At 63.0% G+C, this 23,910-nt stretch carries 26 protein-coding genes and 1 pseudogene; 17 read left to right on the top strand and 10 right to left on the bottom strand.

What is annotated here, in order from left to right; translation table 11 throughout:
- The first annotated feature begins 47 nt into the window (after positions 1-47).
- Positions 48-416: a winged helix-turn-helix transcriptional regulator gene (locus tag ACWTU9_RS11900; RefSeq protein WP_454576918.1), complete on the top strand. Its 369-nt coding sequence runs from the start codon at positions 48-50 to the stop codon at positions 414-416.
- 139 nt (positions 417-555) lie between these two features.
- On the opposite strand, the gene ACWTU9_RS11895 is transcribed toward ACWTU9_RS11900, so the two are convergent.
- Both ACWTU9_RS11895 and ACWTU9_RS11890 read right to left on the bottom strand, forming a co-directional pair.
- On the bottom strand, positions 556-771 hold the full coding sequence (locus ACWTU9_RS11895) for a hypothetical protein (protein WP_455858437.1): 216 nt from the start codon (positions 769-771) through the stop codon (positions 556-558).
- A gap of 113 nt (positions 772-884) precedes the next feature.
- On the bottom strand, positions 885-1,280 hold the full coding sequence (locus ACWTU9_RS11890; protein ID WP_023671995.1) for an acyl-CoA thioesterase: 396 nt from the start codon (positions 1,278-1,280) through the stop codon (positions 885-887).
- Positions 1,281-1,501: 221 nt separating this feature from the next.
- Between ACWTU9_RS11890 and ACWTU9_RS11885 the strand changes: the two genes are divergently transcribed.
- From ACWTU9_RS11885 to ACWTU9_RS11875, 3 genes are read left to right on the top strand one after another with little or no spacing between them, the layout of a single operon-like run.
- Positions 1,502-3,118 (top strand): GMC family oxidoreductase, encoded by a 1,617-nt coding sequence (locus tag ACWTU9_RS11885; protein WP_455858436.1) that lies wholly within the window; start codon positions 1,502-1,504, stop codon positions 3,116-3,118.
- Positions 3,115-4,329, top strand: a complete 1,215-nt coding sequence (locus ACWTU9_RS11880) for a mandelate racemase/muconate lactonizing enzyme family protein (RefSeq protein ID WP_455858435.1) — start codon at positions 3,115-3,117, stop codon at positions 4,327-4,329. The genes ACWTU9_RS11885 and ACWTU9_RS11880 overlap by 4 nt, the downstream gene beginning before the upstream one ends.
- Positions 4,326-5,243 carry an NAD(P)-dependent oxidoreductase gene (locus ACWTU9_RS11875; protein ID WP_455858434.1) on the top strand — a complete coding sequence of 306 codons (918 nt, stop codon included), beginning with the start codon at positions 4,326-4,328 and terminating at the stop codon, positions 5,241-5,243. Before ACWTU9_RS11880 ends, ACWTU9_RS11875 begins: the two co-directional genes overlap by 4 nt.
- A 71-nt stretch (positions 5,244-5,314) precedes the next feature.
- On the opposite strand, the gene ACWTU9_RS11870 is transcribed toward ACWTU9_RS11875, so the two are convergent.
- Positions 5,315-6,253: a diacylglycerol/lipid kinase family protein gene (locus ACWTU9_RS11870; protein ID WP_454585570.1), complete on the bottom strand. Its 939-nt coding sequence runs from the start codon at positions 6,251-6,253 to the stop codon at positions 5,315-5,317.
- Between the two features lie 742 nt (positions 6,254-6,995).
- Here ACWTU9_RS11870 and ACWTU9_RS11865 point away from each other — a divergent pair.
- Positions 6,996-7,520 (top strand): hypothetical protein, encoded by a 525-nt coding sequence (locus ACWTU9_RS11865; RefSeq protein WP_455858433.1) that lies wholly within the window; start codon positions 6,996-6,998, stop codon positions 7,518-7,520.
- A gap of 174 nt (positions 7,521-7,694) precedes the next feature.
- Here ACWTU9_RS11865 and ACWTU9_RS11860 read toward each other — a convergent pair whose 3' ends face one another.
- Both ACWTU9_RS11860 and ACWTU9_RS11855 read right to left on the bottom strand, forming a co-directional pair.
- The gene (locus tag ACWTU9_RS11860) at positions 7,695-8,672 is read right to left on the bottom strand and encodes a hypothetical protein (protein WP_455858432.1); all 978 of its coding nucleotides are present in this window, start codon (positions 8,670-8,672) and stop codon (positions 7,695-7,697) included.
- A gap of 55 nt (positions 8,673-8,727) precedes the next feature.
- Positions 8,728-9,771: a CapA family protein gene (locus tag ACWTU9_RS11855; RefSeq protein ID WP_455858431.1), complete on the bottom strand. Its 1,044-nt coding sequence runs from the start codon at positions 9,769-9,771 to the stop codon at positions 8,728-8,730.
- A 147-nt stretch (positions 9,772-9,918) separates the two neighbouring features.
- Here ACWTU9_RS11855 and ACWTU9_RS11850 point away from each other — a divergent pair, with 147 nt between their 5' ends.
- Both ACWTU9_RS11850 and uvrB read left to right on the top strand, forming a co-directional pair.
- Positions 9,919-11,172 (top strand): hypothetical protein, encoded by a 1,254-nt coding sequence (locus ACWTU9_RS11850; protein ID WP_455858430.1) that lies wholly within the window; start codon positions 9,919-9,921, stop codon positions 11,170-11,172.
- Between the two features lie 122 nt (positions 11,173-11,294).
- The gene (uvrB, locus tag ACWTU9_RS11845; protein WP_455858429.1) at positions 11,295-14,468 is read left to right on the top strand and encodes an excinuclease ABC subunit UvrB; all 3,174 of its coding nucleotides are present in this window, start codon (positions 11,295-11,297) and stop codon (positions 14,466-14,468) included.
- 2 nt (positions 14,469-14,470) lie between these two features.
- Here uvrB and ACWTU9_RS11840 read toward each other — a convergent pair whose 3' ends face one another.
- Positions 14,471-14,932, bottom strand: a complete 462-nt coding sequence (locus tag ACWTU9_RS11840; RefSeq protein ID WP_455858428.1) for a hypothetical protein — start codon at positions 14,930-14,932, stop codon at positions 14,471-14,473.
- 381 nt (positions 14,933-15,313) lie between these two features.
- Here ACWTU9_RS11840 and ACWTU9_RS11835 point away from each other — a divergent pair, with 381 nt between their 5' ends.
- The 4 genes and pseudogenes from ACWTU9_RS11835 to ACWTU9_RS11820 all read left to right on the top strand — a co-directional run bounded on the left by ACWTU9_RS11835 (position 15,314) and on the right by ACWTU9_RS11820 (position 17,867).
- Positions 15,314-16,840 carry an ABC-F family ATP-binding cassette domain-containing protein gene (locus tag ACWTU9_RS11835; protein WP_455858427.1) on the top strand — a complete coding sequence of 509 codons (1,527 nt, stop codon included), beginning with the start codon at positions 15,314-15,316 and terminating at the stop codon, positions 16,838-16,840.
- Between the two features lie 103 nt (positions 16,841-16,943).
- Positions 16,944-17,219: pseudogene (locus ACWTU9_RS11830) on the top strand (type II toxin-antitoxin system RelE/ParE family toxin); the annotation flags it as partial.
- Positions 17,220-17,249: 30 nt separating this feature from the next.
- Complete coding sequence (locus ACWTU9_RS11825; RefSeq protein ID WP_142869203.1) at positions 17,250-17,558, top strand: HigA family addiction module antitoxin; 309 nt, start codon at positions 17,250-17,252, stop codon at positions 17,556-17,558.
- Between the two features lie 135 nt (positions 17,559-17,693).
- Positions 17,694-17,867, top strand: coding sequence for a hypothetical protein (locus tag ACWTU9_RS11820; protein WP_454576906.1), 174 nt, complete (start codon positions 17,694-17,696; stop codon positions 17,865-17,867).
- A 49-nt stretch (positions 17,868-17,916) separates the two neighbouring features.
- Here the strand turns inward: ACWTU9_RS11820 and ACWTU9_RS11815 are convergent, their stop codons facing one another.
- The gene (locus tag ACWTU9_RS11815) at positions 17,917-18,531 is read right to left on the bottom strand and encodes a glutathione S-transferase family protein (RefSeq protein ID WP_455858426.1); all 615 of its coding nucleotides are present in this window, start codon (positions 18,529-18,531) and stop codon (positions 17,917-17,919) included.
- 202 nt (positions 18,532-18,733) lie between these two features.
- On the opposite strand from ACWTU9_RS11815, the gene ACWTU9_RS11810 reads away from it, so the two are divergent.
- Both ACWTU9_RS11810 and ACWTU9_RS11805 read left to right on the top strand, forming a co-directional pair.
- Positions 18,734-19,162 (top strand): VOC family protein, encoded by a 429-nt coding sequence (locus tag ACWTU9_RS11810; protein WP_455858425.1) that lies wholly within the window; start codon positions 18,734-18,736, stop codon positions 19,160-19,162.
- Positions 19,163-19,256: 94 nt separating this feature from the next.
- A complete protein-coding gene (locus tag ACWTU9_RS11805; protein ID WP_455858424.1) occupies positions 19,257-19,607 on the top strand; it encodes a DUF1428 domain-containing protein in 351 nt (116 codons plus the stop codon).
- An 8-nt stretch (positions 19,608-19,615) separates the two neighbouring features.
- Here the strand turns inward: ACWTU9_RS11805 and ACWTU9_RS11800 are convergent, their stop codons facing one another.
- Entirely contained in the window at positions 19,616-21,250 is a 1,635-nt protein-coding gene (locus ACWTU9_RS11800; protein ID WP_455858423.1) for a tetratricopeptide repeat-containing sulfotransferase family protein, read from the bottom strand.
- Between the two features lie 247 nt (positions 21,251-21,497).
- Complete coding sequence (locus tag ACWTU9_RS11795) at positions 21,498-21,773, bottom strand: hypothetical protein (protein WP_455858422.1); 276 nt, start codon at positions 21,771-21,773, stop codon at positions 21,498-21,500.
- A 236-nt stretch (positions 21,774-22,009) separates the two neighbouring features.
- On the opposite strand from ACWTU9_RS11795, the gene ACWTU9_RS11790 reads away from it, so the two are divergent.
- From ACWTU9_RS11790 to ACWTU9_RS11775, 4 genes are all read left to right on the top strand, one after another.
- Positions 22,010-22,279 (top strand): hypothetical protein, encoded by a 270-nt coding sequence (locus ACWTU9_RS11790; RefSeq protein ID WP_455858421.1) that lies wholly within the window; start codon positions 22,010-22,012, stop codon positions 22,277-22,279.
- A complete protein-coding gene (locus ACWTU9_RS11785; protein ID WP_455858420.1) occupies positions 22,276-22,539 on the top strand; it encodes a hypothetical protein in 264 nt (87 codons plus the stop codon). Before ACWTU9_RS11790 ends, ACWTU9_RS11785 begins: the two co-directional genes overlap by 4 nt.
- 37 nt (positions 22,540-22,576) lie before the next feature.
- Complete coding sequence (locus ACWTU9_RS11780) at positions 22,577-22,714, top strand: hypothetical protein (protein WP_181058783.1); 138 nt, start codon at positions 22,577-22,579, stop codon at positions 22,712-22,714.
- 77 nt (positions 22,715-22,791) lie between these two features.
- Positions 22,792-23,010: a hypothetical protein gene (locus tag ACWTU9_RS11775; RefSeq protein ID WP_455858419.1), complete on the top strand. Its 219-nt coding sequence runs from the start codon at positions 22,792-22,794 to the stop codon at positions 23,008-23,010.
- Between the two features lie 136 nt (positions 23,011-23,146).
- Here the strand turns inward: ACWTU9_RS11775 and ACWTU9_RS11770 are convergent, their stop codons facing one another.
- Positions 23,147-23,557: a Kazal-type serine protease inhibitor domain-containing protein gene (locus ACWTU9_RS11770; RefSeq protein WP_455858418.1), complete on the bottom strand. Its 411-nt coding sequence runs from the start codon at positions 23,555-23,557 to the stop codon at positions 23,147-23,149.
- Positions 23,558-23,910 lie beyond the last annotated feature (353 nt).

Below are 23,910 nucleotides of genomic sequence, written 5' to 3'. Positions count from 1 at the left end.
GGCGCTATATGAGATACTGTCAAACCACTGCGCAAGGAGGCACCGTTTTGTTACTGAGGCACCCGCACAACACCGAAGACTGCCGCGCCGTCTCGGAAATCCTGCAGCGCATCGGCGACAAATGGACCGTCCTGGTCGTCGGCAAGCTCGGCGCCGGGCCGTTGCGTTTCAATGAATTGCGCGCTGCTGTCGGCGGCATTTCGCAGAAGATGCTGACCACCACTTTGCGCGGTCTGGAGCGCGATGGCTTCGTCACCCGAACCGTCTTCCCGACGATCCCGCCGCGCGTCGATTATGAGCTGACAGAGCTCGGCCACGAGCTGCTGGTGCCGGTCGGCGCGCTCGGTCTCTGGGCGCGCAAGAACACCAGCAGAGTTCAGGAAGCGCGCGCGAAATTCGACGGCTTGAACGGCTGAAAGCCTTGCTGCGCAAGGGTTTTTCTCTTGAAGACACTCAACTGAGCCGGCTTGCACGCCGTCACGACCAACGGCAGCGTTTGGCTCGCCCCGTGCATCATCATTTTGAGGCTGACAAGCGTTTTCTGCTGAGGGACCCTCAGGCCTTTGGCGAGGGGGTGTTGCAACACACCGCGCCACACGTCTGGACGTTTGCAGCCCGCCGGGCAGTCCGCTGGTCGCCGACGGTCCGGTCGTGCATGCAGGCGATGCTTGGAAGCTCGTTCCTGATCTCGGTATAGGCGGTCGTGCCAAGCAGACAGATCACTGCGACAAGGGCCGCCACGAGCCAGCCGTTCAGCATATGTTGACGCATTGTCTTCCCTCCGCCATCCGCAGAATCGGAGACGAAGGCAACCATTGGATGTCGCGAAGCGCATCACCCGCGCGGGAGATGTTACAAAGCGCCGGGCGCGGAATCGTCTCGCGTCAGCTTTCCGTCGGAATCGGCTTCGGCTTACCGTCGCTATCCAGCGCCACCATGACGAAATCGGCATGGGTGACCTTCTCCATCAGGTCGGAGAGGTAGCGCTGTGCCCAGGCTTCCACCTTGAGCGTCATCGAGGTGCGGCCGACGCGCTCGACGTGGGTGTAGATGCACAGCGTGTCGCCGATCTTCATCGCCTTGGCGAAGGACATCTCCTTGACCGCCGCCGTCACCACCCGGCCCTTGGCGCGCTCGGCGGCGCGGATGCCGCAGGCCAGGTCCATCTGCGCCATCACCCAACCGCCAAAGATATCGCCGGCCGCATTGGCATCCGCCGGCATGGCAAGCGTGCGCAAGGTCAGATCGCCGATCGGCCGGCCGTCCGCGTAATGCACCATGCGCCAAATCCCCTGAAACGATTGCCCTCGATCCCGTAGCGTCACGGCGCCGACAGGTCAACGCGACGTGGAGGCCGGCGGCGCAATGTCGGTTCCATGATGGCTTTTCCAAACGACGCGTCTTCCGGTCGTATTTTTCACAACGCATGCCGGAAGGCGCGGCGACGCGGCGAGCCTGCCGCGTCTAGGCTGCCGCCAGTTTTCCGGAGCCGTCCAAGTTCATGCAGACTTATGACTTCATCATCGTCGGCTCCGGCTCGGCCGGCTCGGTTCTCGCCGACAAACTGTCGGCGTCGGGCCGCTTTTCCGTTCTGGTGCTGGAAGCCGGCGGCACCGACCGCCGCTTCTATGTGCAAATGCCGCTTGGCTACGGCAAGACCTTCTTCGACCCGGCGGTCAACTGGAACTACAAGCCCGAACCGGATCCCGGCCTGGCCGGCAATGTCGACCACTGGCCGCGCGGCAAGCTGGTTGGCGGCTCAAGCTCGATCAATGCTATGGTCTGGATCCGGGGTGCGCGCGAGGACTTTGATGATTGGCGCGATGCCGGCAATCCCGGCTGGGGTTATGACGATCTGTTGCCCTCCTTCAAGGCGCTCGAGGACAATGAGGCCGGCGCCGACGCATGGCGGGGCACCGGCGGGCCGTTGCACATCAGTGATTGCACAAACACCGTCCATCCGTTGACCAGGCGATACCTCGCCGCCGGCCAACAGGCAGGCCTGCCGCTCAACCCGGACTTCAACGGCGCTGCCCAGGAAGGCGTCGGCATCTACCAGATCTCGACCAAGAACGGCCGCCGCATGTCGGCCGCGCGTGCCTTCCTGCGCCCAGCGATGAAGCGCTGCAATGTCCGCGTCGAGACGAATGCGCTGGCGAGCAAAATTCTCTTCGAGGGCAAGCGCGCCGTCGGCATCGAGTATCTGCAGAACGGTGAGACGAAGACGGTCCGCGCCGGCCGCGAGGTGATCCTGTCCGCCGGCTCGATCAACTCGCCGCAATTGCTGCAACTGTCCGGCGTCGGCCCTTCGGCGCTGCTCGCTGGCCTCGGCATCCCGGTCGTCCGCGCCAACGAAAATGTCGGTGCGCATCTGCAGGACCATGTCGGCATCAACTACACGTTCAAGGCCAAGGTGCCGACGCTGAACCAGATCCTGCGGCCTTGGTGGGGGAAAATGCTGGTCGGCATGCAATACATCCTCACCCGTTCCGGCCCGCTGTCGCTGTCGATGAACCATGGCGGCGGTTTCTTCCGCACCGACCCGACGTTCTCACGGCCCAACATGCAGCTTTATTTCCAGGCCTTCTCGACCGTCATTCCGAAGAGCGGCGAGCGGCCGATCCTGACACCGGATCCGTGGCCGGGCTTTTCCATCGGCCTGTCCAACTGCCGCCCGTCGAGCCGCGGCGAGATCATGATCCGCTCCAGCAGTCCGCGCGACTATCCCAAGATTGTCGCCAATGCCTATTCCACCAATGCCGATGTCGACGAGATGCTGGCGGCGGTGAAATTCGTGCGCAAGATCGCCTCGATGCCCGCCATGGCCGAAATCATCGCCGAAGAGGTTTTGCCCGGGCCGTCGATCAGCTCCGACGCTGACCTGATCGCGGATTTCAGGAAACGCTCGGGCACCGTCTACCACCCGGTCTCGACCTGCCGCATGGGCCCCGATGCCGGGCAGGCGGTGGTCGACCCGCGCCTGAAAGTCCATGGTCTCGAAGGCCTGCGCGTCATCGACGCCTCGATCTTTCCCGCCAACATTACCGGCAACACCAACGCCGCCTCTGTTCTGACCGGATGGAAGGGCGCCGAACTGGTTCTGGAGGACCAAAAATGAAGATCACCGACGTCAAGACCTGGGTTGTCGGCAATCCGCCGCCCGGCATCGGCGGCAAGTATTTCATCTTCGTCAAGCTCACCACCGATGGTGGTGTGGTCGGTTATGGCGAGGCCTACAACGCCACCTTCTCGGCGCACGTCACGGCCAAACTCGTCGAGGACATGGCCGAGCGCTACCTGATCGGCCGCGATCCGCACGACATCGAAAATTTCTTCCGCCGCGCCTATTCCTCCGGCTTCACCCAGCGTCCTGACGTGACCGGCATGGGCTGTTTTTCCGCACTCGAAATGGCCTGCTGGGACATTGTCGGCAAGGAAGCCAACAAGCCGGTCTACAAATTGCTCGGCGGCCAGGTGCATGAGACGCTGCGTTCCTACACCTATCTCTATCCGCACACCGGCAGCGTCCATTCGGAAGACGCGCCGGACGGCAGGAACGTCTACAACGACCCCGAAATGGCGGCTGCCTGCGCGCTCGAATATGTCGAGCAGGGGTTCAACGCCGTCAAGCTCGACCCGGCCGGTCCCTACACCGCCTTTGACGGCCACCAGCCGCGCCTCATCGACATCGATGTCTCCACCCGCATGATCAAGGCGATCCGCGAAGCCGTCGGCACCCGCGCCGACATATTGTTCGGCACGCATGGCCAGTTCACGGCGTCCGGCGCACTGCGCATGGCGCGCGCCATCGAGCCCTATGATCCCTTGTGGTTCGAGGAGCCGGTGCCGCCTGACATGCCCGAAGTGATGGCGCAGGTCGCCCGCGGCACCTCCATCCCGATCGCCACCGGCGAGCGGCTGACGACCAAGTTCGAATTCGCCCGCGTCATCGAGAACCGCGCCGCGACCATCCTGCAGCCGGACCTCGGCCGCTCCGGCGGCATTCTCGAAACCAAGAAGATCGCCGCCATGGCCGAGGCCTACCACATCCAGGTCGCGCCCCACTGCTACTGCGGCCCGATCGTCGGTGCGGCCAACATCCAGCTGGCGGTGACGCTGCCCAACTTCCTGATCCTGGAATCGCTGAAACAGTGGGATGGCTTCCACGCCACGCTGTTGAAGAAGAAGATCGGGTGGCAAGACGGCAATGTCATCCCCTCGAAAGAGCCGGGCCTCGGCGTCGAGCTCAACGAAGCGGTCTGCGATGCACACCCTTACACCGGCAAGGATTTGCATCTGCAGATGATGCAGACGCCGCTGATGCCGTGAGCGAGCGCTACGCCTTCATCGGCCTTGGCCATCTCGGCGGCAACCTTGCCGCCAGCCTGCTTCGCAACGGCTTTGCCGTCACCGTCTTCGACCGTGACCCCGTTGCCGTCGAGCGGCTTGTGGCGCTCGGCGCCACCGCCGCCAACAGCCCTGCCGAAGCGGCGACACGGGCAGGCAACGCCATAACCTGCCTACCCTCGCCCAAGATCAGCGAAGCCGTGCTGGTTGGTCCCGGCGGATTGCTCGAAGGCTTGGCCCGCGGCGGCACCTGGATCGAGATGTCGACCAACGGCCGCGATGAGATTCTGCGCCTCGCCGCTCTCGCCTCGGCGAAAGGCGTCGAGACGCTTGAGTGCCCGGTCACCGGCGGCGTGCATCTGGCGGCGGTCGGCAAGATCACCGCGCTGGTCGGCGGCGATGCCGCCCTATACGAACGCCATAGGCCGGCCATCGAAGCGATGTGTGCCAAGTCGTTTCTGATGGGGCCGGTCGGTTCGGCGGCGGTGATCAAGGTCATCACCAACATGCTGGCCTTCATCCATCTGGTCGCCGCCGGCGAGGCGCTGATGCTGGCCAAGCAAGGCGGGCTCGACCTCGCCCAGTCCTACCACGCCATCGTGGCTTCCTCCGGCAACAGCTTCGTCCACGAGACCGAAAGCCAGCTCATCCTCAACGGCTCCTACGATATCGGCTTCACCATGGACCTGGCGCTGAAGGACCTCGGCTTTGCGCTCGCCATGGCCGAACAATCTGGCGTACCGCTCGACCTTGCCACCCGCGTCAACGCGATTTTTGAGCAGGGAAAAGCGGCCTATGGCGGCAGCGCCTGGTCGACCCAGATCGTCAAATTGCTCGAGGACGCCGTCGGCACCGACCTGCGCGCCCCCGGCTTCCCGGTCAAACTTGAAACCTAGCCGGCAAATATTTAGCCAATGCCTTCAGGGGTTTAGTCCGGCCTTCAGAATCAGCCCCTGAGGCACTTGATTCAATATCTGAGCGTCAGCGCTCCCGGCAAAATCTCGAAGGTCGCCGGTATGCGACCTGGCGACTCGCCGTCAATATCGACCAGCGCACCGTTCTTCTCGGCATCGCCGAGTGGTTCGACCACCACTTTCCGGCCGCGCAATATGGTGATTGCCGGATGGTTGCGATGCCGTCCGCCATAGAGCAGGCGAATGTCCCAGATCAGCTTCAGCTTGCCGGCCGCGCGCAGGATGACGATGTCGAACTGGCCGTCAGCGAGCTCGGCGTCCGGCGCGATCATCATGCCACCGCCGAAGAATTTGCCGTTGGCCACCGCCACCAGCGCCATGCGCGCCTCGACCGGCGCACCATCGTCGACGGTGATCCGGACGTCCTGGAAGCGGTAGCGGATGAACTCGACCACGGTGCGCCAGAAAAACAGCGCCTTGGCCGACATCTTGCCCTTGCGTTTGTCGGCATTGACCGCGCGGTCGGTGGCGCCGGACAGGCCGAGGCTGGCGATGTTGATGAAGTGGCGGCTGGCCAACGCGCCATGATCATCAATGTAGCAGATGCGCCCCGCATCGACCTTGCGCGCCTTCGCCTCGGCGATCCGTTTCAGCACCGCGTCCACCTCTTTCGGCAGGCCGAGCCCGCGTGCGAAGTCGATGCCGGTGCCACAAGGCAGCAAGCCGAGCTCGGATGTTCGGTCACTCTCATCGAATGCCTGCAGCAATCCGTCGGCCACCTCGCTGGCGGTGCCGTCGCCACCGGCCGCGATCACCAGATCGAAACCGCTGGCCGCGAGGTCGAGCGCCAGCCTTTCGGCATCACCCTCGGCCTGCGTCTCGCGCAACTCGAAATCGCCGAAATGGCTTTTCAACGAAGCGGCGACCTCCGGCCAATGCCGTTTCAGCCGGCCGCCACCGGCTATCGGATTGAGCACCACCCCGACTTTCAACGACGCCTCCCCAAAAGGACGGCGGGACGTGGTGGCCGCAAAGTCCTTTGCCGGCATTGATACCCGTGCCGACCGCCGGGGCAAGAGGCGCGGCCGATTGGAGCGTCAAAAAGCGGGGAAGGCTGTCTAAAGCAGCAGCCACAAAAATTCCGGGGTTCGTGGCAAACCATCCCCGATAATCCCGTTATCCACAGCCTCGCCCCCATTCCCCAAAACCCTTACCCGGCGTAAGTTCAACCCATCTCAGGCGGCTACCGATCGCCACGCCGAAAGGCAAAGCGAAAAGGCGGATTTCCTGAGGCCCGTACGGCCCGAAACGAAAGCAGGCTTGCCTGTTCGAGGGACGGATGCCGAGACCTACGGGGCCGCGGAAAGCGTGCGAACGCCGACGGCGGACCGATGCTGCCATGAAGGACGGCAAAACCTTCGATGGCACGCTGAGCGAAGCTCGCAAGGGTGGAGAACGGCGTGGCCTGGAACGGGCATCGCCTTCGGGTGGTGACTGGCAGGGCCGTCAAAATCAAGGCCGGCATGGCGCGACGACTTTACGGAAGTTGCTGCCGCGACCGTGTCCTGATCTGACAGGGAGGCGCTGGGAGAAATCCCGGCGCCGACTGTCTTTTGGGCGCCCCACACCCCTCGAAACCGCATCGCTGGCTCATTCGGCGACCGTGGCCAAAATCCCGCCTTGTTCGCGCGCGATGGAGGGGGCTGCCGAGGGGGCAATCCGAAGGACAAGACCGTGATCAAGACCGCCCTTGTCGCCATGACCATCGTCGGCTGCGACTGCGACGCCAAGCTTTGCGAATATATAGGTGAGACGCCGGCGAAGTGGGCGACGATCGCCGACTGCGAAGCGGCGATGAAAAGCCAGATGCTGCACCAGAAGAACTTCAATTATCCGCTGGTCTCCGGCATCTGCCGCACCAAGGGCTCGGCATCCTCTTCACAACTGGCAGCGACTGCATCCCGCCCGGAACTGAAGCCGGCCAGCCGGAGCGTTCAATCTGAAGAAAACCCGTTGCCGCCGGAACTGAGCCGTCGGCCGAGCGTTCCGGTCGGCTCGCCGACGACGGCCATGGAAGCAGCAGCAGCGCGGCCCGTCGCCTATGAGCAAGTGGTGGATGGCGGAACCGGCGTTCTCTACCGTACCCAAAACGGCTATGCGTTGGTCAAGACCGACCTCGGCCGCGCCGCGTCGGCAACGGTCGGCATGGCCAAGCGATCGGCGAACTGGCTGTCAGGCCTGGTGCCCAGCGGATTGTGAGCGGCCGCGCCGTTCGGGCCATACCACGGTGCCGCACTGCCGTTGAAAACTCCAGAAGGTTTCGACTGCTGACGCCGAGGAGTGGGTGAGGCCGAATATCCCGGCGAAAAATGGAAGGTCGTTTCGGCCGCCGATGCCGGATGGAACGCCGATCTAATCGCCGAGGATGGTAGCCTAGCTTGCCACCGCCTCGCCATCCGTCGCGCCGATCTTGCGCACCAGCGCAGCCGTCGCCAGGATCGAGCCCATATCGGCGATCATCGGTGCGATATGCCTGGTGTAATCGAGCGGCACGGAAATGGCGGGCAGCTCGAAAAAGTTCTTCGGCTGCGGCAAAAGCAGGAAACCGTCACTGCCGTTGAGCGCTACCCGCGCCGGATCATCACCCCAAGTTTCATGCAGCCATTTCAACGCCTGCGCCAGCCGTCCAGCCACCAGCGGCTGGGCGGCGGCGACATTGTCAGTGCGAAATTCATAGTCGCCGTCGAGCAGGGGATCACCACTCGACAGTTCCTGCATCTTGCCAGCGAAGATGCCGCGGAAGAAACCGACGACCGCATTGCTGCGCCGCGTCGCCACCAATGTGCCGGGGAACGGCGTGATCGTCTCGAAGGCGACGATGACGCCCTTGAAGACCGTCGACGAGCCTTTGCCCGTGCCCTGGCGCAACTCCGCCTCGTAAAGCTCGAACGGAAACTCCTCGTAGCGGCCGGATACGATGTCGTCGAAGCTCTGCCGGTTGAAGGCGCCGACCACGGCGCGCGGCAGCCGGTCGAAGGAATTCGGCGTCACGCCGTGCTGATAGCGCACATCCCTGATGAAGCCGAAGATGATCGGCAGCAGCGTGTCGCGGAACGATTGCTGCAGCCGCGTTGCCGGTCTCATCGCCAGGAAATAGAGCAGCAATGCCGCGAAGAAGCCGCCGATATACAGAAACACATGCGGTGTCGAGAACCACTGCTCGTTGGCGTCGGCGACCTTGTTGAACAGCCAGGCCACCAGCGCGACGAAGACCAGCAGCAGCCCGAGAAACACCGGCACCCGCCAGCGTACCTGCCGGTAGGCCGAAGCGCGTCCGGCCTCATAGGTTTCGATGTTCTTCCTGATGCCGGCGACGACCGTTTCATCAGGCATGAAATCCGCTGTTTCCATCGCCCCCCTCCGCAAGCTTGATTGCATCCATGATAGCTGCTTTTGCGGAAAGTCGTCAGTCACCGAAAATCGCCTTCAGCCGGGCCTCGACCTTGCCCTTCATCGGGCCGGTGAGCGCCTCGACCGGGACCAAACGCTCATGTCCGCCGGCACGCAGCCGCATGAAGGGATGCATCCGGTAGCCGGCGATGGTGCCGCCCTTGCCGAGGTCGGCGCTGACATCGACGACGAAAATGCCGCCGATGCGGCCAGGCCATGGCTGGCGCGCCAAGGCGGTACCGAGGAAGTCGCCGAGCCCATAGGCGACAAGCGTCTTGCCGACCCACTGCACCGGCTGCACGACATGGGCATGGTGTCCGGCAATCAGTCCGACGCCATGCGCGGCGAGCAGCCTGGCCAGCGCCTGCGTTTGCGGGCGCGGAAAATGCCGGAACTCCCAGTCCCAGTGCGGAATGGCACAGCGCAGATCGATGCTCTTGCCCGCCGCACCTTTTGCCCATGCCGCCGGATCGCTTTGCATCGACACACGCTCGTTGAACGATACGGCGTCGCCATTGCGCCACAGCGTGAAGGCGGTAAAGCCGATCGTCAGCGACCCGGCCTTGACCTGCTCGACAGGTCCTTTTTTCGCGGTGCCGATGGTGCGGATGCCGAGCCGTTTCAGCGCCGCAACGGTCTCGTCGAAACCGGCGATACCCTGGTCGAGCACATGATTGTTGGCCAGCGACAGCACCAGTCTTTCGCGCGCGATGCCGACGGCGGCAAGTGCCTCGGCGAGAAACCGCTCGCTCATCGCATGGTGCGTGCCGAGCCGCGTGCCAAGCGCTGCGCTCGGCCGCTCCACGACCGGACTCTCGCAATTGCCGATCACCAGATCGGCCGACGCCAGCAGCTTTGCGATATTAGGATCGCACTCCGGCGCGATGCTGTTTGCCACCGCCGAAATGTCGCCGACGAAAGCCAACCTCACCTTCCGTCCGGGCGGATCGATGATGGTTGTGGCCGCGATCGGCGCAAAGTCCCTGACATCGCCGCCGAGCGACGGCTTCAGGAAGCGCGGCAGCCATGACAGTTTGTAGGAAAGTGGATAGTTCGACACGCGACGCCCAATCGTTTGCCCAGTTGGTTGGCTTGTGTAGACGGTCTGCCCGGGAAGTGTCGACCGTCAGTCCTTGAAACATTGCCGCCGGCAGACACGGCGCCAAATGCGTGTAATGTCTGCACAATGACATGGTGGAGGAATGAGATGACACGTTTTGCAGGCCTGCTGGCGTCGGCCCTCCTTCTGTTGCTGCCGATATCTTCCGCCCGCGCCGCGGCGCCCGAAGCGGCAACCGCTTTGTTCGAAGCCAAAACCGTGTCCGACCGCAATGCCGCGCTGACCGCGCTCGAAGCCGCGGCATCAGGCGATCCGGCAGCGGCCTATGCCGCCGGCGCTGGCGAATTCTTCACCGCGCTGGAAATCCTTGGCGGCGGCCTGCACCGTCACGGTTTCGAAAGCCCGCAATCCTTTATGCTGCCGCTGATGCGGCTTCCGGTCCCCGACAATCCCAGTCCCGAACCGCTGACCTACGAGCAGTTCCGCGCCATCCTGGTCGCCTTCCGCGACCGGCTGGAGAAATCCGCCGCCACGCTGCGCTCTGTACCGGCGGATGCCGATATCGGCATGGTCATCGACCTCACCCATGTCGGCATCGATCTCAACGAAGACGGCGCCATCGCGCCGGACGAAAGCATGGCCGCCATCATGGCCTCGCTGGCGCGTGGCGGCATCGCACCCGACGATACCGCGCCGGCGCTCGCCTTCCGCTTCGACCGCGCCGACGGCTACTGGCTGCAGGGCTATGCCGAGTTCCTGATGGCGCAGGCCGATTTCTGGCTCGCGCATGATTTCCGAAACATGTTCGACGGCTCGTTCCACATGCTGTTCCCGCACGCCAAACTGCCGCTGCAGGACACGCTGGTGCCGCTGGACGGCGGCAGCGGCGGCATGTTGGCCTCGGAATGGCGCATTGCCGACTTCATCTCGCTGGTCCATCTCGTCAACTGGCCGGTGGTCGAGCCCGAGCGCCGGCAGGCGGCGCGCCGCCATTTGCTGGAGATGATCCGGCTATCACGTGAGGACTGGAAGGCGATCCGCACCGAGACCGACAATGACCGCGAGTGGCTGCCCGGCCCGCAGCAGAAGGGCGCCAACCCGCTGACCGGGCTCGAAGTCGGCGAAGAGCAGGTGCAGGCCTGGCTCGCCGCCTTGACCATGGCCGAGGATCTGCTCGAAGGTCGCACACTGCTGCCGCATTTCCGCATCGCCGACAAGGGCATCAACATGAAGCGCTTCTTCGAGGAGCCGAAGAATTTCGACCTGGTTCTGTCGATCACCGGCCCTGCGATCGCGCCCTATCTCGAGAGTGGCAAGATCCTGACCAGCGACGAGTTCGACCAGATCCAGCGCCAGTTCGGCGGCGCCGGGTTTTTGACCTTTGCGCTATGGTTCAACTGAGGACCGTCGCAAGGCAGTCGCGCCAGCGCTCCTGACACCCTTGTGTCAGCAGCGTCGGCTCGCATCAGGCCGCTCGCCACTGCACCCTTTCCATTTTGGCGGACTCTGCCCATATTCGGGGCATGGCCAAACTCCCTGATAAAAAGACGCCCTCGACGGTGGGTGATAACAGCGCTTCGCCGCCCAAGCGGCGCAGCCCGCTGACCGATTTCCTCGATGCCTCGGAGCCGCTGCACAAGGGTGGCTTCGCCGAGGCGCCGCAAGCCGATTTCACCGGTACGCCGCTGACCGGCTCGATTGCGGACTGGGCCGAGCAGATCGAGCAGGAGGCCGAGAAGGAAGGACGCCTTTCCGGCAAGGACGGCAAATCGCCAAAGGCCGCGAAAAAGATACCCGAGCGATCCGCCGCTCCCGGACGCACGGCACGCGGCACCTCGATGGGTGGCGCGGCCACGGCGCGCGAACGCACGGCAGCCGGTCTCAACCCGGTCGCCGGTCTCGACATCTCGCTGGAAGACGCCGAGACCATGACGTCGAGCGGTGTCACCGCCACGGTGGCGGCACTGTCGGCGCTGATCGAATCCGGCAATCCGCTGCACAAGGACGGCGTGCTGTGGACGCCGCACCGCCCTGCCCGCCCGGAAAAATCCGAAGGCGGCATCGCCATCAAGATGGTGTCGGATTTCGAGCCGGCCGGCGACCAGCCGACGGCGATCAAGGATCTCGTCGAAGGCGTCGACAACAACGACCGCACCCAGGTGCTGCTCGGCGTTACCGGCTCCGGCAAGACCTTCACCATGGCCAAGGTGATCGAGGAGACCCAGCGCCCCGCCTTGATCCTGGCGCCCAACAAGACGCTGGCCGCGCAGCTCTATTCCGAGTTCAAGAAATTCTTCCCCGACAACGCGGTGGAATATTTCGTCTCCTATTACGACTACTACCAGCCGGAGGCCTACGTCCCGCGCACCGATACGTTCATCGAGAAGGAATCCTCGATCAACGAGCAGATCGACCGCATGCGCCATTCGGCGACGCGCTCGCTGCTCGAGCGCGACGACGTCATCATCGTCGCCTCGGTATCCTGCATCTACGGTATCGGTTCGGTCGAGACCTATACGGCGATGACCTTCCAGATGCAGATCGGCGACCGGCTCGACCAGCGCGCTCTGCTCGCCGACCTCGTCGCCCAGCAATACAAGCGCCAGGACATCAACTTCGTCCGCGGCTCGTTCCGCGTCCGCGGCGATACGATCGAGATCTTCCCGGCCCACCTTGAGGACCGCGCCTGGCGCATTTCGATGTTTGGCGATGAGATCGAGGCGATCACCGAATTCGACCCGCTCACCGGCCAGAAAACCGGCGAACTGAAGAGCGTGAAGATTTACGCCAACTCGCACTATGTGACGCCGCGCCCGACCTTGAATCAAGCCATCAAGTCGATCAAGGAAGAGCTCAAGCAGCGCCTGCAAGAGCTTGAAAAGGCTGGACGTCTGCTGGAAGCGCAGCGGCTGGAGCAGCGCACCCGCTTCGACCTCGAGATGCTGGAGGCGACCGGCTCGTGCGCCGGCATCGAGAATTATTCGCGCTATCTCACCGGGCGCCAGCCGGGCGACCCGCCGCCAACCTTGTTCGAATACATCCCCGACAATGCGTTGGTCTTCGTCGACGAAAGCCACGTCACCGTGCCGCAGATCGGCGGCATGTATCGCGGCGACTTTCGCCGCAAGGCGACGCTGGCCGAATACGGCTTCCGCCTGCCGTCCTGCATGGACAACCGTCCGCTGCGCTTCGAGGAATGGGACGCCATGCGACCGCTCTCGGTCGCGGTGTCGGCGACGCCCGGCGGCTGGGAAATGGAACACTCCGGCGGCGTCTTTGCCGAGCAGGTCATCCGCCCGACCGGCCTGATCGACCCACCGGTCGAGGTCCGCCCGGCCAAGAGCCAGGTCGACGATGTCGTCGGCGAGATCCGCGACACCACCGCCGCCGGCTACCGCACGCTGGTCACGGTGCTGACCAAGCGCATGGCCGAGGACCTGACCGAATATCTGCACGAGCAGGGCGTGCGCGTCCGCTACATGCACTCCGACATCGATACGCTGGAGCGCATCGAGATTCTTAGGGATTTGCGCCTCGGCGCCTTCGACGTGCTGGTCGGCATCAACCTGCTGCGCGAAGGCCTCGACATTCCCGAATGCGGCTTCGTCGCCATTCTCGATGCCGACAAGGAGGGCTTCCTGCGTTCGGAGACGTCGCTGATCCAGACCATAGGCCGCGCCGCCAGAAACGTCGACGGCAAGGTCATCCTCTATGCCGACCAGATCACCGGCTCGATGGAGCGGGCGATGGCCGAGACTAACCGTCGCCGCGAAAAGCAGATGGAGTGGAACGCGGCCAACGGCATCACCCCGGAATCGGTGAAGTCGCGCATCTCCGACATTCTGGATTCGGTCTACGAGAAGGACCACGTCCGCGCCGATATCTCGCAGTTCACCGACAGCGCCGGCGCCATGATGGGCAACAATCTCAAGGCCCATCTCGACGCGATGGAAAAGCAGATGCGCGACGCGGCCGCCAATCTCGACTTCGAGAAGGCCGCCCGCATCCGCGACGAGATCAAGCGCTTGCGCGAGATGGAGCTGTCGATCGCGGAGGACCCGCTCGCCAAATACGCCGACATGGAAAGCCCGGTTTCGGGCCGCGAGAAGGGCAAGCACAACAAGGGCGTGGCCAAACATCGTACGGTTGAGGAACAGGAGCGTTTCCGCAAACTCGATGAAGCCCGCGCCGCCGAAGAGGCGGCCAAGGCTGCCCGCCCCAACCTCTTCCGCAAGCCCGATCTAGACGAGATGGGCGCCGATGGCGCCGTGCCGGTGAAGAAGCCGCTCTTCGCCAAGCCCTCGATCGACGACATGGGGCCCGGCACCGACATGCCGACGCCGGCAGGCGCCGTCTCGCGTTCGCTGTTCAAGAAACAGTCGGCATCCGAAGCGCACGGCTCCGATTTCGGCATTCCGGGCGATGCTACCAAGCCGCTGTTCAAGAAGAACTCGCTTGATGAGATGACGGTGCGCCGCACCGAAAAGCCCGTCGAAGGAAAAGTGCCGGCCAAGCCACAGCCAATCTCCCTCCAAGTGGGGGAGATGTCCGGCAGGACAGAGGGGGGCGCGAAGGATCGCGACGATTCCGTCAAGCCAATTGTGCGCCAGCGAACCGGTATCGGCTCCTACGAGGATCCAGGCGACGCCCGCCGCGAAAAGCGCCGGCCGGGAAAGACGGGCAGGCCGGGGAAGTAGGCTCAGCCGGCTTCGTATTCTCGGACGAACGGGACGCCATTGAATGTGTGCGTACAACACGAACAACTGGGCTTCATGTCTTCCAGCCTGAGGTCCGGATCTACAAGCGCCAAGCGATTGTCCTCATCGACATACAAGCCGCTGTAATATGAATTGTCCCCTATGCGGACGAACGGCTTCTTGTCGCCGTCATTGAGCGCCACCATCCAGAAGATCGGGTCTTGTCGATCGAGCCGCGCTACCGCCTGGCTGTGAACTTCGGACCAGTCCTGTCCGACCTTTGAAAGCAGGAACCGAAACAGCGGTGTGTAATCGAGCCCTTGCTGCTTTTTTCCGTGCATCGAGCCGCGGCTTGTCGTGCTCTCTCTTTTGACATGCCGGGAAAACTTGTAATCGCTGCCTCCGTGGCGAACACCATGAGTTCGCGTGTTTTCCCGCCGATAAAGAGGCTCTCTGCTCAGCATTCCGAGGATCCGATGTCGGTTACCCAGTAGTTCTGACGGACATTGCCTGTGGATACAAGATGGGCTTAACGCCAACAACAGCTGGCGACCCAACGGCGGACCCTTGCCCTCACCCTCGCGTCTGGTGTAGTCACCACCCACACTCAACGTCTTGTCTTGAAAGGAGGGCTCACGTGTTTACGTTTCATCGTCACCACCGTCAGCGTGGCCCGATTTCTGCCCTGCAGGCGAGCTTGCAGGGCTGACCAGGGACATCACGGGTTTTCCCGCTTCGATTTTTTGGTCTGCCCTTCGTGGTGCGCAACGCTGAGCCTGATGGCCGGCACGCACACCGTCAAAGTGCATCCGGAGTTGTCTCCGGCAAGACCAGAGAAATCAAAAATGGCCCTGATCAGCCTCAAATCCCTCGGCGTCACCATGAGTGCGCCGCTGTTTTCCAATCTTGATCTCACCATCGGCACCGGCGACCGGCTCGGCATCGTTGCCGCCAATGGCCGCGGCAAGTCGACCTTGCTGAAGTGCCTGACCGGCGCGATGGAGCCGACCTCCGGCGACATCACCCGCACGCGCGGCCTTCGCGTCGGCCATGTCGAACAGTCGGTCCCCCCTGCCCTTCTCGGCCGCACCTTCCACCAGGTGGTGGCCGACGCCTTGCCACCGGAGCAGGCCGACAGCGAGTTGTGGCGGGTCGACGTAGTGCTGGATTCGCTCGACGTGCCGGAGCCGATGCGCGAGCGAGAAATGCAGGCGCTGAGCGGCGGCTGGCAGCGGCTGGCGCTGATCGCCCGCGTCTGGGTCACCGAGCCAGATGTGCTTTTGCTCGACGAGCCGACCAACCATCTCGACCTCGCCAAGATCAGCCAGCTGGAGACCTGGCTGAACGCGCTGCAGCGCGAGGTGCCGGTGGTGATCGCCAGCCACGACCGCGCCTTTCTCGACGCCACCACCAACCGCACGCTGTTCCTGCGCCCTGAGGAATCGCCGGTGTTCGCGCTACCCTACTCCAGGGCAAGGCAGGCCCTGGACGAACTGGACGCTTCGATGGCGCGCAGGTTCGAGCGCGATATGAAGGTGGCGCAGCAGTTGCGAAAGCAAGCGGCGAAGCTGAACAACATCGGCATCAATTCCGGCAGCGACCTCCTGACAGTGAAAACCAAGCAGCTCCGGGAACGGGCGGAGAGGCTGGAAGAAGCGGCGGTATCCGCGCATCGCGAGAAATCGGCCGGAGCGATCAGGCTGGCCAACCGCGGCACCCACGCCAAGGTGCTGGTCACACTCGACGACGCCGCGGTGGAGACGCCCGACGGCACGCTGCTGTTCAAGACCGGCAAGCGCCACATCTGCCAGGGCGACCGCATCGTGCTGCTCGGCCGCAACGGCGTCGGCAAGTCGCGTTTCATCAATCTGATCCGCAACGCCATCGCCGATCCGGACACCGTGCCCAACCTGAAGGTGACGCCGTCGACGGTGCTCGGTTACAGCGACCAGGCGCTCGCCGGGATCAGCGGCGACGACACGCCGCTGGCCATGGTTTCGCGCCGCTACGATGTCGGCGAGCAGCGCGCCCGCTCGCTGCTCGCCGGCGCCGGCGTGGTCATCGAGATGCAGGACAAAAAGATCGGCGTGCTGTCTGGCGGCCAGAAGGCGCGGCTGATGATGCTGGCGCTGAGGCTCGCCAACCCCAATTTCTACCTGCTCGACGAGCCGACCAACCATCTCGATATCGACGGCCAGGAGGCACTGGAGGAGGAGTTGCTGAAGCACCAGGCGAGCTGCGTGCTCGCCTCGCATGACAGATCCTTCATCCGCGCCATCGGCAACCGTTTCTGGTTGATCGACAAACGGCGGCTGACGGAAGTCGAGGACCCGGAAGACTTCTTCCGTTCTGTGGCCGAAGCAGACGGTTGAGGGCGAAGGATCGACGCTCGATCGACTTATGGATGATCAATTCGTCTGTAAATTATCTGCTTACATCCTTTTGATTTATGTAAGCAATATGTTTACATACGTCATGATCAAGTCCTTCAAGAATAAGGCGCTGTGGGACCTCTTTCAAACCGGGAAAACCGGCAAGATCGACGCCAAGATGCACAAGCGCATTCTTGTCCGGCTTGACCGCCTGGAAGCTTCAGAAACGCCGGAGGAGATGAACCTCCCCGGCTTCGACTTCCACGCGCTGAAAGGCTTCGATCCCATCCGCTACACGGTCCATGTCAATGGCCCGTGGTGCATCACATTTGAGTTCGACGGCATGGACGCCGTCCGCGTCGATTTCGAGCAATACCACCGAGGCGGCCAGATTGGAGAAGTTCGACTTATGACCGTGCACAAGCCGACGCGTCCGATTGAGCGTTGTCCCTCCCACCCGGGAGCGCTGCTTGAGGACATTATCCCGGCAACTGGAAAGACCAAGGTGGAAATCGCAAATCTGCTCGGGATCTCCCGACAGCAGCTCTATGACATCATCCGCGAAAAGAAACCGGTTTCGCCGGCTGTGGCTGCCCGCCTTGGGAAGCTGTTCGGCGACGGCGCCGCGATCTGGCTTCGGATGCAGGCGGCTTTCGATGCCTGGCACGCCGAGCGTGAAGTTGATGTTTCAGCCATCCCGACGCTCAAGGTTGCGTAGTCACATTCGGCGGCGTCTGAATGGGATATCAATTCTGCAGCAAAAAAATTTCGACGACCTGTCGGATCGCCTGAATCTGCTGCGTCCTTGGGATGCCGACACGATGATGCCGGCTTCATCTGAGGAGAAAGCATCATGTCCATTTTGTCATCCATAGGCCGCGTTGCCGCCCGCTACGCACAGAACCGCGCCCGCTATCGCAGCGAACGCGAGCTGCTGTCCCTGCCGATCGAACTGCGCAAGGATATTGGCTGGCCGGAAATCGTCATCGACGCGCAAAACGGCCCGCGGATCTGCAGGGCATCCTGACCATGCAGTCGGAAAATATCGATGCAGGCCGCCGCGGGGCGACCGTTGCTCAGTCATGCGTATCGCCCGAAAGCGGCGTCGCCTGCATCGATCCGCGCTTTTCGAACGCCTCGAACCAGCGTGTCAGACGTGTCCTGGCGCGAAACGACGGAAGCTGGCGGAACGCCATCCAGGATAGTGTGGTGGCGAGCGCTATATGGCCGACATGCAGCGGCGCCTCGTCGTCCAGCGTGCTGTCGATCCAGTCATAGCTCGCCTCGATCTTGTCTTTGTATCCTTCAGCGAGCGCGGCGTAGCGCAACTGTTCGGGCCTTCTCTCCGTCTCCCAGCGCAAGGCTATACCAGTCTGCGCCAGACCCTGAGCCACCGCCTGCAGCCGCAGCGCCTGCCAGCGCGCCTCGCCATCCTGCGGCACCAGCCTGCGGCCGTCATGCAGCGTGTCGAGATAGGCGCAAATGACATCGGAATCGAAGAGCGGCGACGCATCCGGCCGCAGCAGCACCGGCACCTTGCCAAGCGGGTTTTCGGCATAGACACGGGCGTTTCGCAAGGTCGGGCTGGTCTCGTGATGAATGACCTTGAGCCGATTGGCAAGGCCGACCTCATGGGCGAAGACCAGTGCCTTGCGCGCGAAGGGCGAGTGGGTCTGGTAGTAGAGGATCATAGTCGTCTCAGGCGGTTGAAGAAGCAGTCCCCTGTTCTAGCCTGCGGGCGGCGAGGATTGCGCTCTGATTGGGCACCGCCGACGCAAGTTCATTTCATGCCAAAAAATCGCAGCGGCCATGTAGGATTGCCGCCGCCTCGTTCGTCCTGGGGTTCGCAAGACCACATCAAGCGCCCAGACCAAACGCAAAGAGGAGCAAGACATGACCGACCAGACCCCCGTTCAGCCAGCCGCGAAAGTTCTCGGTGGATTGACCCCCTATCTGCAACTGGACGGCGCCTTCAAGGCTGCCGAATTCTACAAGAAGGCCTTCGGCGCCGAGCAGGTGTTCTTCTATCCGCCGGACGACCAGGGCCGCACCATGCACATCCATCTCCACATCAACGGCTCGACCTTGATGCTCTCCGACTTCTATCCCGAAAACGGCATGCCCGCCGTCAAGCCGCAGGGCTACACCATGCAGCTCCATCTCGGCGCCGACGACATCGAGGCCTGGTGGAAGCGCGCCGTCGAGGCCGGCTGCGAAGTCGCCGTGCCGCTGCAGGTCATGTTCTGGGGCGACCAGTGGGGCAACATGCGCGACCCCTTCGGCGTCGAATGGGCGATGAACGCGCCGGTGAAGAAGACCTAGTACCTCCAGGAGCGCATCGTCCTCTGTGATGCGCCTCACGCGCCGGGTTGCACCCCTGCCGACCCGGCGCCCGATTTCACGAAAGGAACCCGCAATGTCCTATGTCGATGGTTTTGTACTCGCAGTGCCGAAGGCGAAGCTTGATGACTACAAGAAGCTGGCCAATCTGGCTGGACCGATCTGGATGGAGCACGGCGCGCTTTCCTATGTCGAATGCATCGGTGACGACGTCCCTTATGGCGAAGTCACCTCGTTTCCGCGTGCCGTGCAGGCCAAGGACGACGAAGTGGTCATCTTCGCCTGGGCCGTCTACCAATCGCGCGCGAGCCGCGATGCCGTCATGGCCAAGGTGATGGCCGACCCGCGTTTTACACCCGATCGACCTATGCCCTTCGATATGAAGCGCATGATCTTCGGCGGCTTCCAGCCCTTCGTGGAGCTGTAGCCGCCACCTCAGTCCAACTTGTCCAGCAGCGGCTTCAGCCTGTCGCCATACCGCTTCCACAGATCGATCGAGCCCTGATACATCGGCTGGCGCACTTGCGCCGCCGAAGCCGTGCGCACCGGACGATCGGTCTCGTGGAAAGACAGCACCTTGTCATCCCAGGGTAGGCCGAGATGCGCGATCAGCGCCCGCGTCTGTCCTTCCTGGTCGGCGACGAAATCCTCGTAGCGCACATCGTGGACGATGCCGGGCAGCACGCTGCGCCAATGCGCCATGATGTCGGTGTAGAGATTGTGGAAGTCGGCGAGTTCGCCGAGATCATAGCCGTAGCGGTGACTGTCGCCGCGGAAATGCACCTTGTAGATCGAAAGGCAGGTCGCCACCGCGTCGCGTGCGCAATGGATGATTTTGGCGTTCGGCAGCATCATATGGATAAAGCCGATGAGCAGGAAGTTGCCAGGCATCTTGTCGGTGACATGCCTGAAGTTGGGATAGCGGGCATGCAACATGTCGAGATAGGCTCGGCCTGCCTCGGCGAACTCCGTGTCGGATACGTCAACCAGTCCCCAGGGGAAGCCGCCGGGCATGGTTGTCGGGAACTGCTTGCCGACTGCGGTCTTCAAAATGCTGAGCTCGCCCGCACCGTAGACCTCAGGATGGCTGGCGATGATCTGCTCGACCAGCGTGGTGCCGGAGCGCGGCATGCCGACGACAAAGATCGGCGTGTCGTCCGATAGCGCGGCTGGCTTGTGCTTTTCGAAAAATCCGGCGTCGAACACCGTCTTCATCGCATCGAATTCGGCGCGTGTCCTGACAGGATCGTAGTCGATGCCCTTGCGGCGAATGGCATTGCCTTCGGCGAAATAATCGAAGGCCCTGCTGTAATCCTTCAAATCGTCATTGGCCTTGCCGAGGCCGAAGGAGAGCTGCATGCGCGCCACGCTGTCGGCGGGCGCCTTGGCATGCTGTGCCTCCATGCCGGCGAGTTCGGCGTCGCGCTCCTTCTGGCGCTTGACCTGCGTCAGCATCAGCCAGGCTTTGGCCATGCCCGGCGTGATCGCCAGCGCCTGCCGAAATAGATCGGCCGCTTCATCGAGCTTGCCTTTTTCCATCAGCCCGACGCCGAGCCCATGCAACAGGTCGGCATCCTTGGGCCGGATGGTCAGCGCCTCGCGGAAGGTTGCCAGCGCCTCCTTCAGACGCCCGGCCTCCTGCAGCGTTTCGGCAAGCCCGATGCGGGCACGGACATGGAAGGGATTGCGCCCGACTGTGCCGCGATAGATCGCTTCGGCCTCCTCGAACTGGCCGAGCTGTTTCAACGCCGAACCCAGATTATCGCGTGCCGCGAGCTGGTCGGGCTTGAGATCGACCGCCCCGCGGAAGAAATCGGCGGCCGCTGCAACGCGACCGAGATCGCGCATCACCGTGCCGAGATTGTTGAGGAAATCGGGATTCTTCGGCTGCAGACGCACCGACTGCTCGATCAGCTCGAGCCCTTCGGCGCTGCGCCCGGTCTGGTGCAGCAGCAAGCCCAGGAAGTGTGCCGCCGCCGCGTGATTGGCATTGCGCGCCAGCACCTGCCGGTAGAGCGCCTCGGCCTCCTGCCGGCGCCCGGCCTGATGCAGCTGCAGCGCCTGCTGCACATATTGGTCGAGGCCCAGCGGCGGCTGTCCGCCAGTTCCAGCACCCGCCGCTCTTCTCTGATCTCTGTTGATGGGAAACCTGCCGTGTTTGTCCGCTTGCCGGACCTAAGGCATGGAAGAGACAGATTCAAGGGCAGATCGCAGCGGGTGTCGTCTTCGGTCCGGACAAGAACCGAGCGTAAAATCAAAGTGCTGCGGGGTGTCCAGCCAGCGCGCTGCGCTGCAGGTCATGACAAAGCTCGGCCGGTCAAATCAGCCGGTTGCTTTCGACAAGCTGGCGCTCCCGCCGCAACGTCCCGTCAGTGTCGGCGACCTTGCGCCGTGCCGCTTCGTCGCTCCTTATCGTCAGGCGCACAGAGAGGGCTTTCGGGAACGCAACGACTGGCGCGATGGTCGCGGCTGGGCCGTCCGGTGTTTTCATGATTCTCATAGTTTTCGCCTTTTCAGAAAAAATAAAAGCAGACGACAGGACAATTATTCCGGCGCGCCATCGATAGGGGATTTGTTGATATAATGAGTTCATAGCAGTTTTATCCAAGATTTACATGCTTTAAATTTTTAGACGGGCCGAATCGAGCCAGAAATTATCTTGAACAAGCCGCTGTTTAAGGCTATGAGTTGCAAGATCGTTTTTGGGCCAAGCTTGGCATATCGCGGCGTCAGAAGTTCTCGACCCGCCAAACTCATTCCAAATCGCCCATATCTGAATTGCCGGCACAGTGGCGTGCAGCGCGTCCAGGCGGAACCAGAGCCAAGCCAATGTCGGAGCGCACCACCCATTCCATCGCCCATTTCGCGGCACCCTTCGTGCTCGGCGGACTGGAAGGGCAACTGCCGGCCGGCGACTATGACATCGATCACGATGAAGAGCTGATCGAGGGCATGTCGCGACTTGCCTGGCGTCGCGTCGCCACCTTCATCCATTTGCCGGCAAGGGCGGTGAAGAACTCGACCACCAGCCAGCTTGTCGCCATAGACTACCTCGAACTCGAAACAGCGCTGAGGCGCGACCAGGAGAACGCAGCATGATCCGCTTCCAGCAGAATGCGCGTCCGCGCACCGACACGCCCTCGCACCTGTTCGCCATCGGCGAGACCGTGCGAATGAAGAGTCGCAGCGGTCTCGCCCAGAAGACGGCGGAGCTGTTTCAGATCAAGAGCAGATTGCCGGTCAAGGACGGCTCGCCGCAATACCGCATCCGCAGCGAGCAGGAGACTTACGAGCGGGTGACGACGGAAGACAATCTCGAAGTGGCTGACCCGGTTGTCACCGACAAGCCGGCCATCTGACACCGCGCCCACCCAACACATACGAGGAGCAGACAAGATGGCCAAAGGTCAGCAGCGCAGCAACCGCGAAACGCGCAAGCCCAAGAAAGACAAGGTGGTGGCCAAGGCCGCCTCCCCGTTCGGTTCCGCCGTCAAGCAGGCAGAGAGCAGCCTGAAGCCGAAGTCGAAGGGCTGACCAGCCCGCGGGGCGCTTCGTGTGCCTGCCGGCAAGGGACCGACGATCTCGCGCAAAACTCTGCAACGGAGGCTTGCTTGACGTTCTTTATCGAGTTTTACCGCTCGCGCAACACTGACGAAGCCACGCTCGACAAGGTGTCGCTTGACGCGCCGAACCTGCGCGCCGCCCTGCAGGGCGCCACCGCGCTGTTCCATACGCTGGCCATGCCGCAGATCCCCGATCGCTTGCGTATCTGCGACGAGAACGGCGCAGAACTCTACGCCGGCCCCGCCGACGGGGCGTATCCGGCGTAGGCAACCATTCCGACCTGATCCGCGCGCGACGCTAAGCGCTCGTCTCATTTCGTCCAGCCACCCTTCCCGGCCTTGGCGCTGGCGCGGCTGTCCGCCCTCGGGGCGAGCCACAGGTCTCGCCCCGTTCTTCGCCCGCTCAGCAGGGACCGTTGTCGACGACGCGATAATCGGCGGCACGAGCCTCGCAGGCGTTGGGGAAGGTGCGCAGCTCGCCATGACGGCGGGCGCAGACAGGCGCGTATTCGCGGGTGCATAACGTCGGCTCCTCGCCACCGCCGCCGCCACCGCCATCACCGCAAGGGCCGTCGCGCACGATGCGGTAGCCCGAGCGCTCCGCGAGGCAGGCATTGGCGAAGGTCTGGCGGTCGCCACCGCGCCGCGCGCAGACCGGCTCGTATTCCCTGGTGCAGAATTCCGGTTCGGGCCGTGGCGGGCGCGGACGCGGTCCCGGCCCCTCATCGACGACGACGGTGCAGGCCGCAAGAAGACCCGACAGGAAGAGAATGGCAAAACCCTGGCGCGAGAAGATCGTCGCAAGAGATCTCATGAATATGCCTCCCTCGAGACCCCCCGTCCCGGCGCAAAACGCGCCTGTCGATCCTCGTCATTCCCTTGCCAAATGCAACCCCTGTTTGCGGCGCGGCGGAGCCATGCGATACCCGTCTCCCGCATTGCTTTGACCTTGGACTATATCCGCTGGACCATGCGTGGCCGGGCTCTGGCTGATGACCGCCAACAGGGCCGGGTTTATCGAAGCGCCTGCGTTGGGAAGCGTCGATGGCCGCGGCCCGCGGCGCTATCTTGCAACTATCACGTTTCCGTGCGATAAATTTTGTGTTCGGGCATTTGCGACCCGGAGAGCGGAACGTTTTGGACGACCTTTCCCCGATACTGTGAATC

The organism is Mesorhizobium sp. 128a (assembly GCF_053848025.1).
The sequence above is the reverse complement of the archived record's forward strand: the minus strand, read 5'-3'. Positions and strand labels throughout refer to the sequence as shown.

Excerpts from the sequence above, each read along its gene's own strand:
- ACWTU9_RS11895 (WP_455858437.1), bottom strand. The coding sequence starts at position 771 with ATGCGTCAACATATGCTGAACGGCTGGCTCGTGGCGGCCCTTGTCGCA.
- ACWTU9_RS11890 (WP_023671995.1), bottom strand. The coding sequence starts at position 1,280 with ATGGTGCATTACGCGGACGGCCGGCCGATCGGCGATCTGACCTTGCGC.
- ACWTU9_RS11885 (WP_455858436.1), top strand. The coding sequence starts at position 1,502 with ATGCAGACTTATGACTTCATCATCGTCGGCTCCGGCTCGGCCGGCTCG.
- ACWTU9_RS11880 (WP_455858435.1), top strand. The coding sequence starts at position 3,115 with ATGAAGATCACCGACGTCAAGACCTGGGTTGTCGGCAATCCGCCGCCC.
- ACWTU9_RS11860 (WP_455858432.1), bottom strand. The coding sequence starts at position 8,672 with ATGGAAACAGCGGATTTCATGCCTGATGAAACGGTCGTCGCCGGCATC.
- ACWTU9_RS11850 (WP_455858430.1), top strand. The coding sequence starts at position 9,919 with ATGACACGTTTTGCAGGCCTGCTGGCGTCGGCCCTCCTTCTGTTGCTG.
- uvrB (WP_455858429.1), top strand. The coding sequence starts at position 11,295 with ATGGCCAAACTCCCTGATAAAAAGACGCCCTCGACGGTGGGTGATAAC.
- ACWTU9_RS11840 (WP_455858428.1), bottom strand. The coding sequence starts at position 14,932 with ATGCTGAGCAGAGAGCCTCTTTATCGGCGGGAAAACACGCGAACTCAT.
- ACWTU9_RS11835 (WP_455858427.1), top strand. The coding sequence starts at position 15,314 with ATGGCCCTGATCAGCCTCAAATCCCTCGGCGTCACCATGAGTGCGCCG.
- ACWTU9_RS11825 (WP_142869203.1), top strand. The coding sequence starts at position 17,250 with ATGACCGTGCACAAGCCGACGCGTCCGATTGAGCGTTGTCCCTCCCAC.
- ACWTU9_RS11820 (WP_454576906.1), top strand. The coding sequence starts at position 17,694 with ATGTCCATTTTGTCATCCATAGGCCGCGTTGCCGCCCGCTACGCACAG.
- ACWTU9_RS11815 (WP_455858426.1), bottom strand. The coding sequence starts at position 18,531 with ATGATCCTCTACTACCAGACCCACTCGCCCTTCGCGCGCAAGGCACTG.
- ACWTU9_RS11810 (WP_455858425.1), top strand. The coding sequence starts at position 18,734 with ATGACCGACCAGACCCCCGTTCAGCCAGCCGCGAAAGTTCTCGGTGGA.
- ACWTU9_RS11805 (WP_455858424.1), top strand. The coding sequence starts at position 19,257 with ATGTCCTATGTCGATGGTTTTGTACTCGCAGTGCCGAAGGCGAAGCTT.
- ACWTU9_RS11795 (WP_455858422.1), bottom strand. The coding sequence starts at position 21,773 with ATGAACTCATTATATCAACAAATCCCCTATCGATGGCGCGCCGGAATA.
- ACWTU9_RS11790 (WP_455858421.1), top strand. The coding sequence starts at position 22,010 with ATGTCGGAGCGCACCACCCATTCCATCGCCCATTTCGCGGCACCCTTC.
- ACWTU9_RS11785 (WP_455858420.1), top strand. The coding sequence starts at position 22,276 with ATGATCCGCTTCCAGCAGAATGCGCGTCCGCGCACCGACACGCCCTCG.
- ACWTU9_RS11780 (WP_181058783.1), top strand. The coding sequence starts at position 22,577 with ATGGCCAAAGGTCAGCAGCGCAGCAACCGCGAAACGCGCAAGCCCAAG.
- ACWTU9_RS11770 (WP_455858418.1), bottom strand. The coding sequence starts at position 23,557 with ATGAGATCTCTTGCGACGATCTTCTCGCGCCAGGGTTTTGCCATTCTC.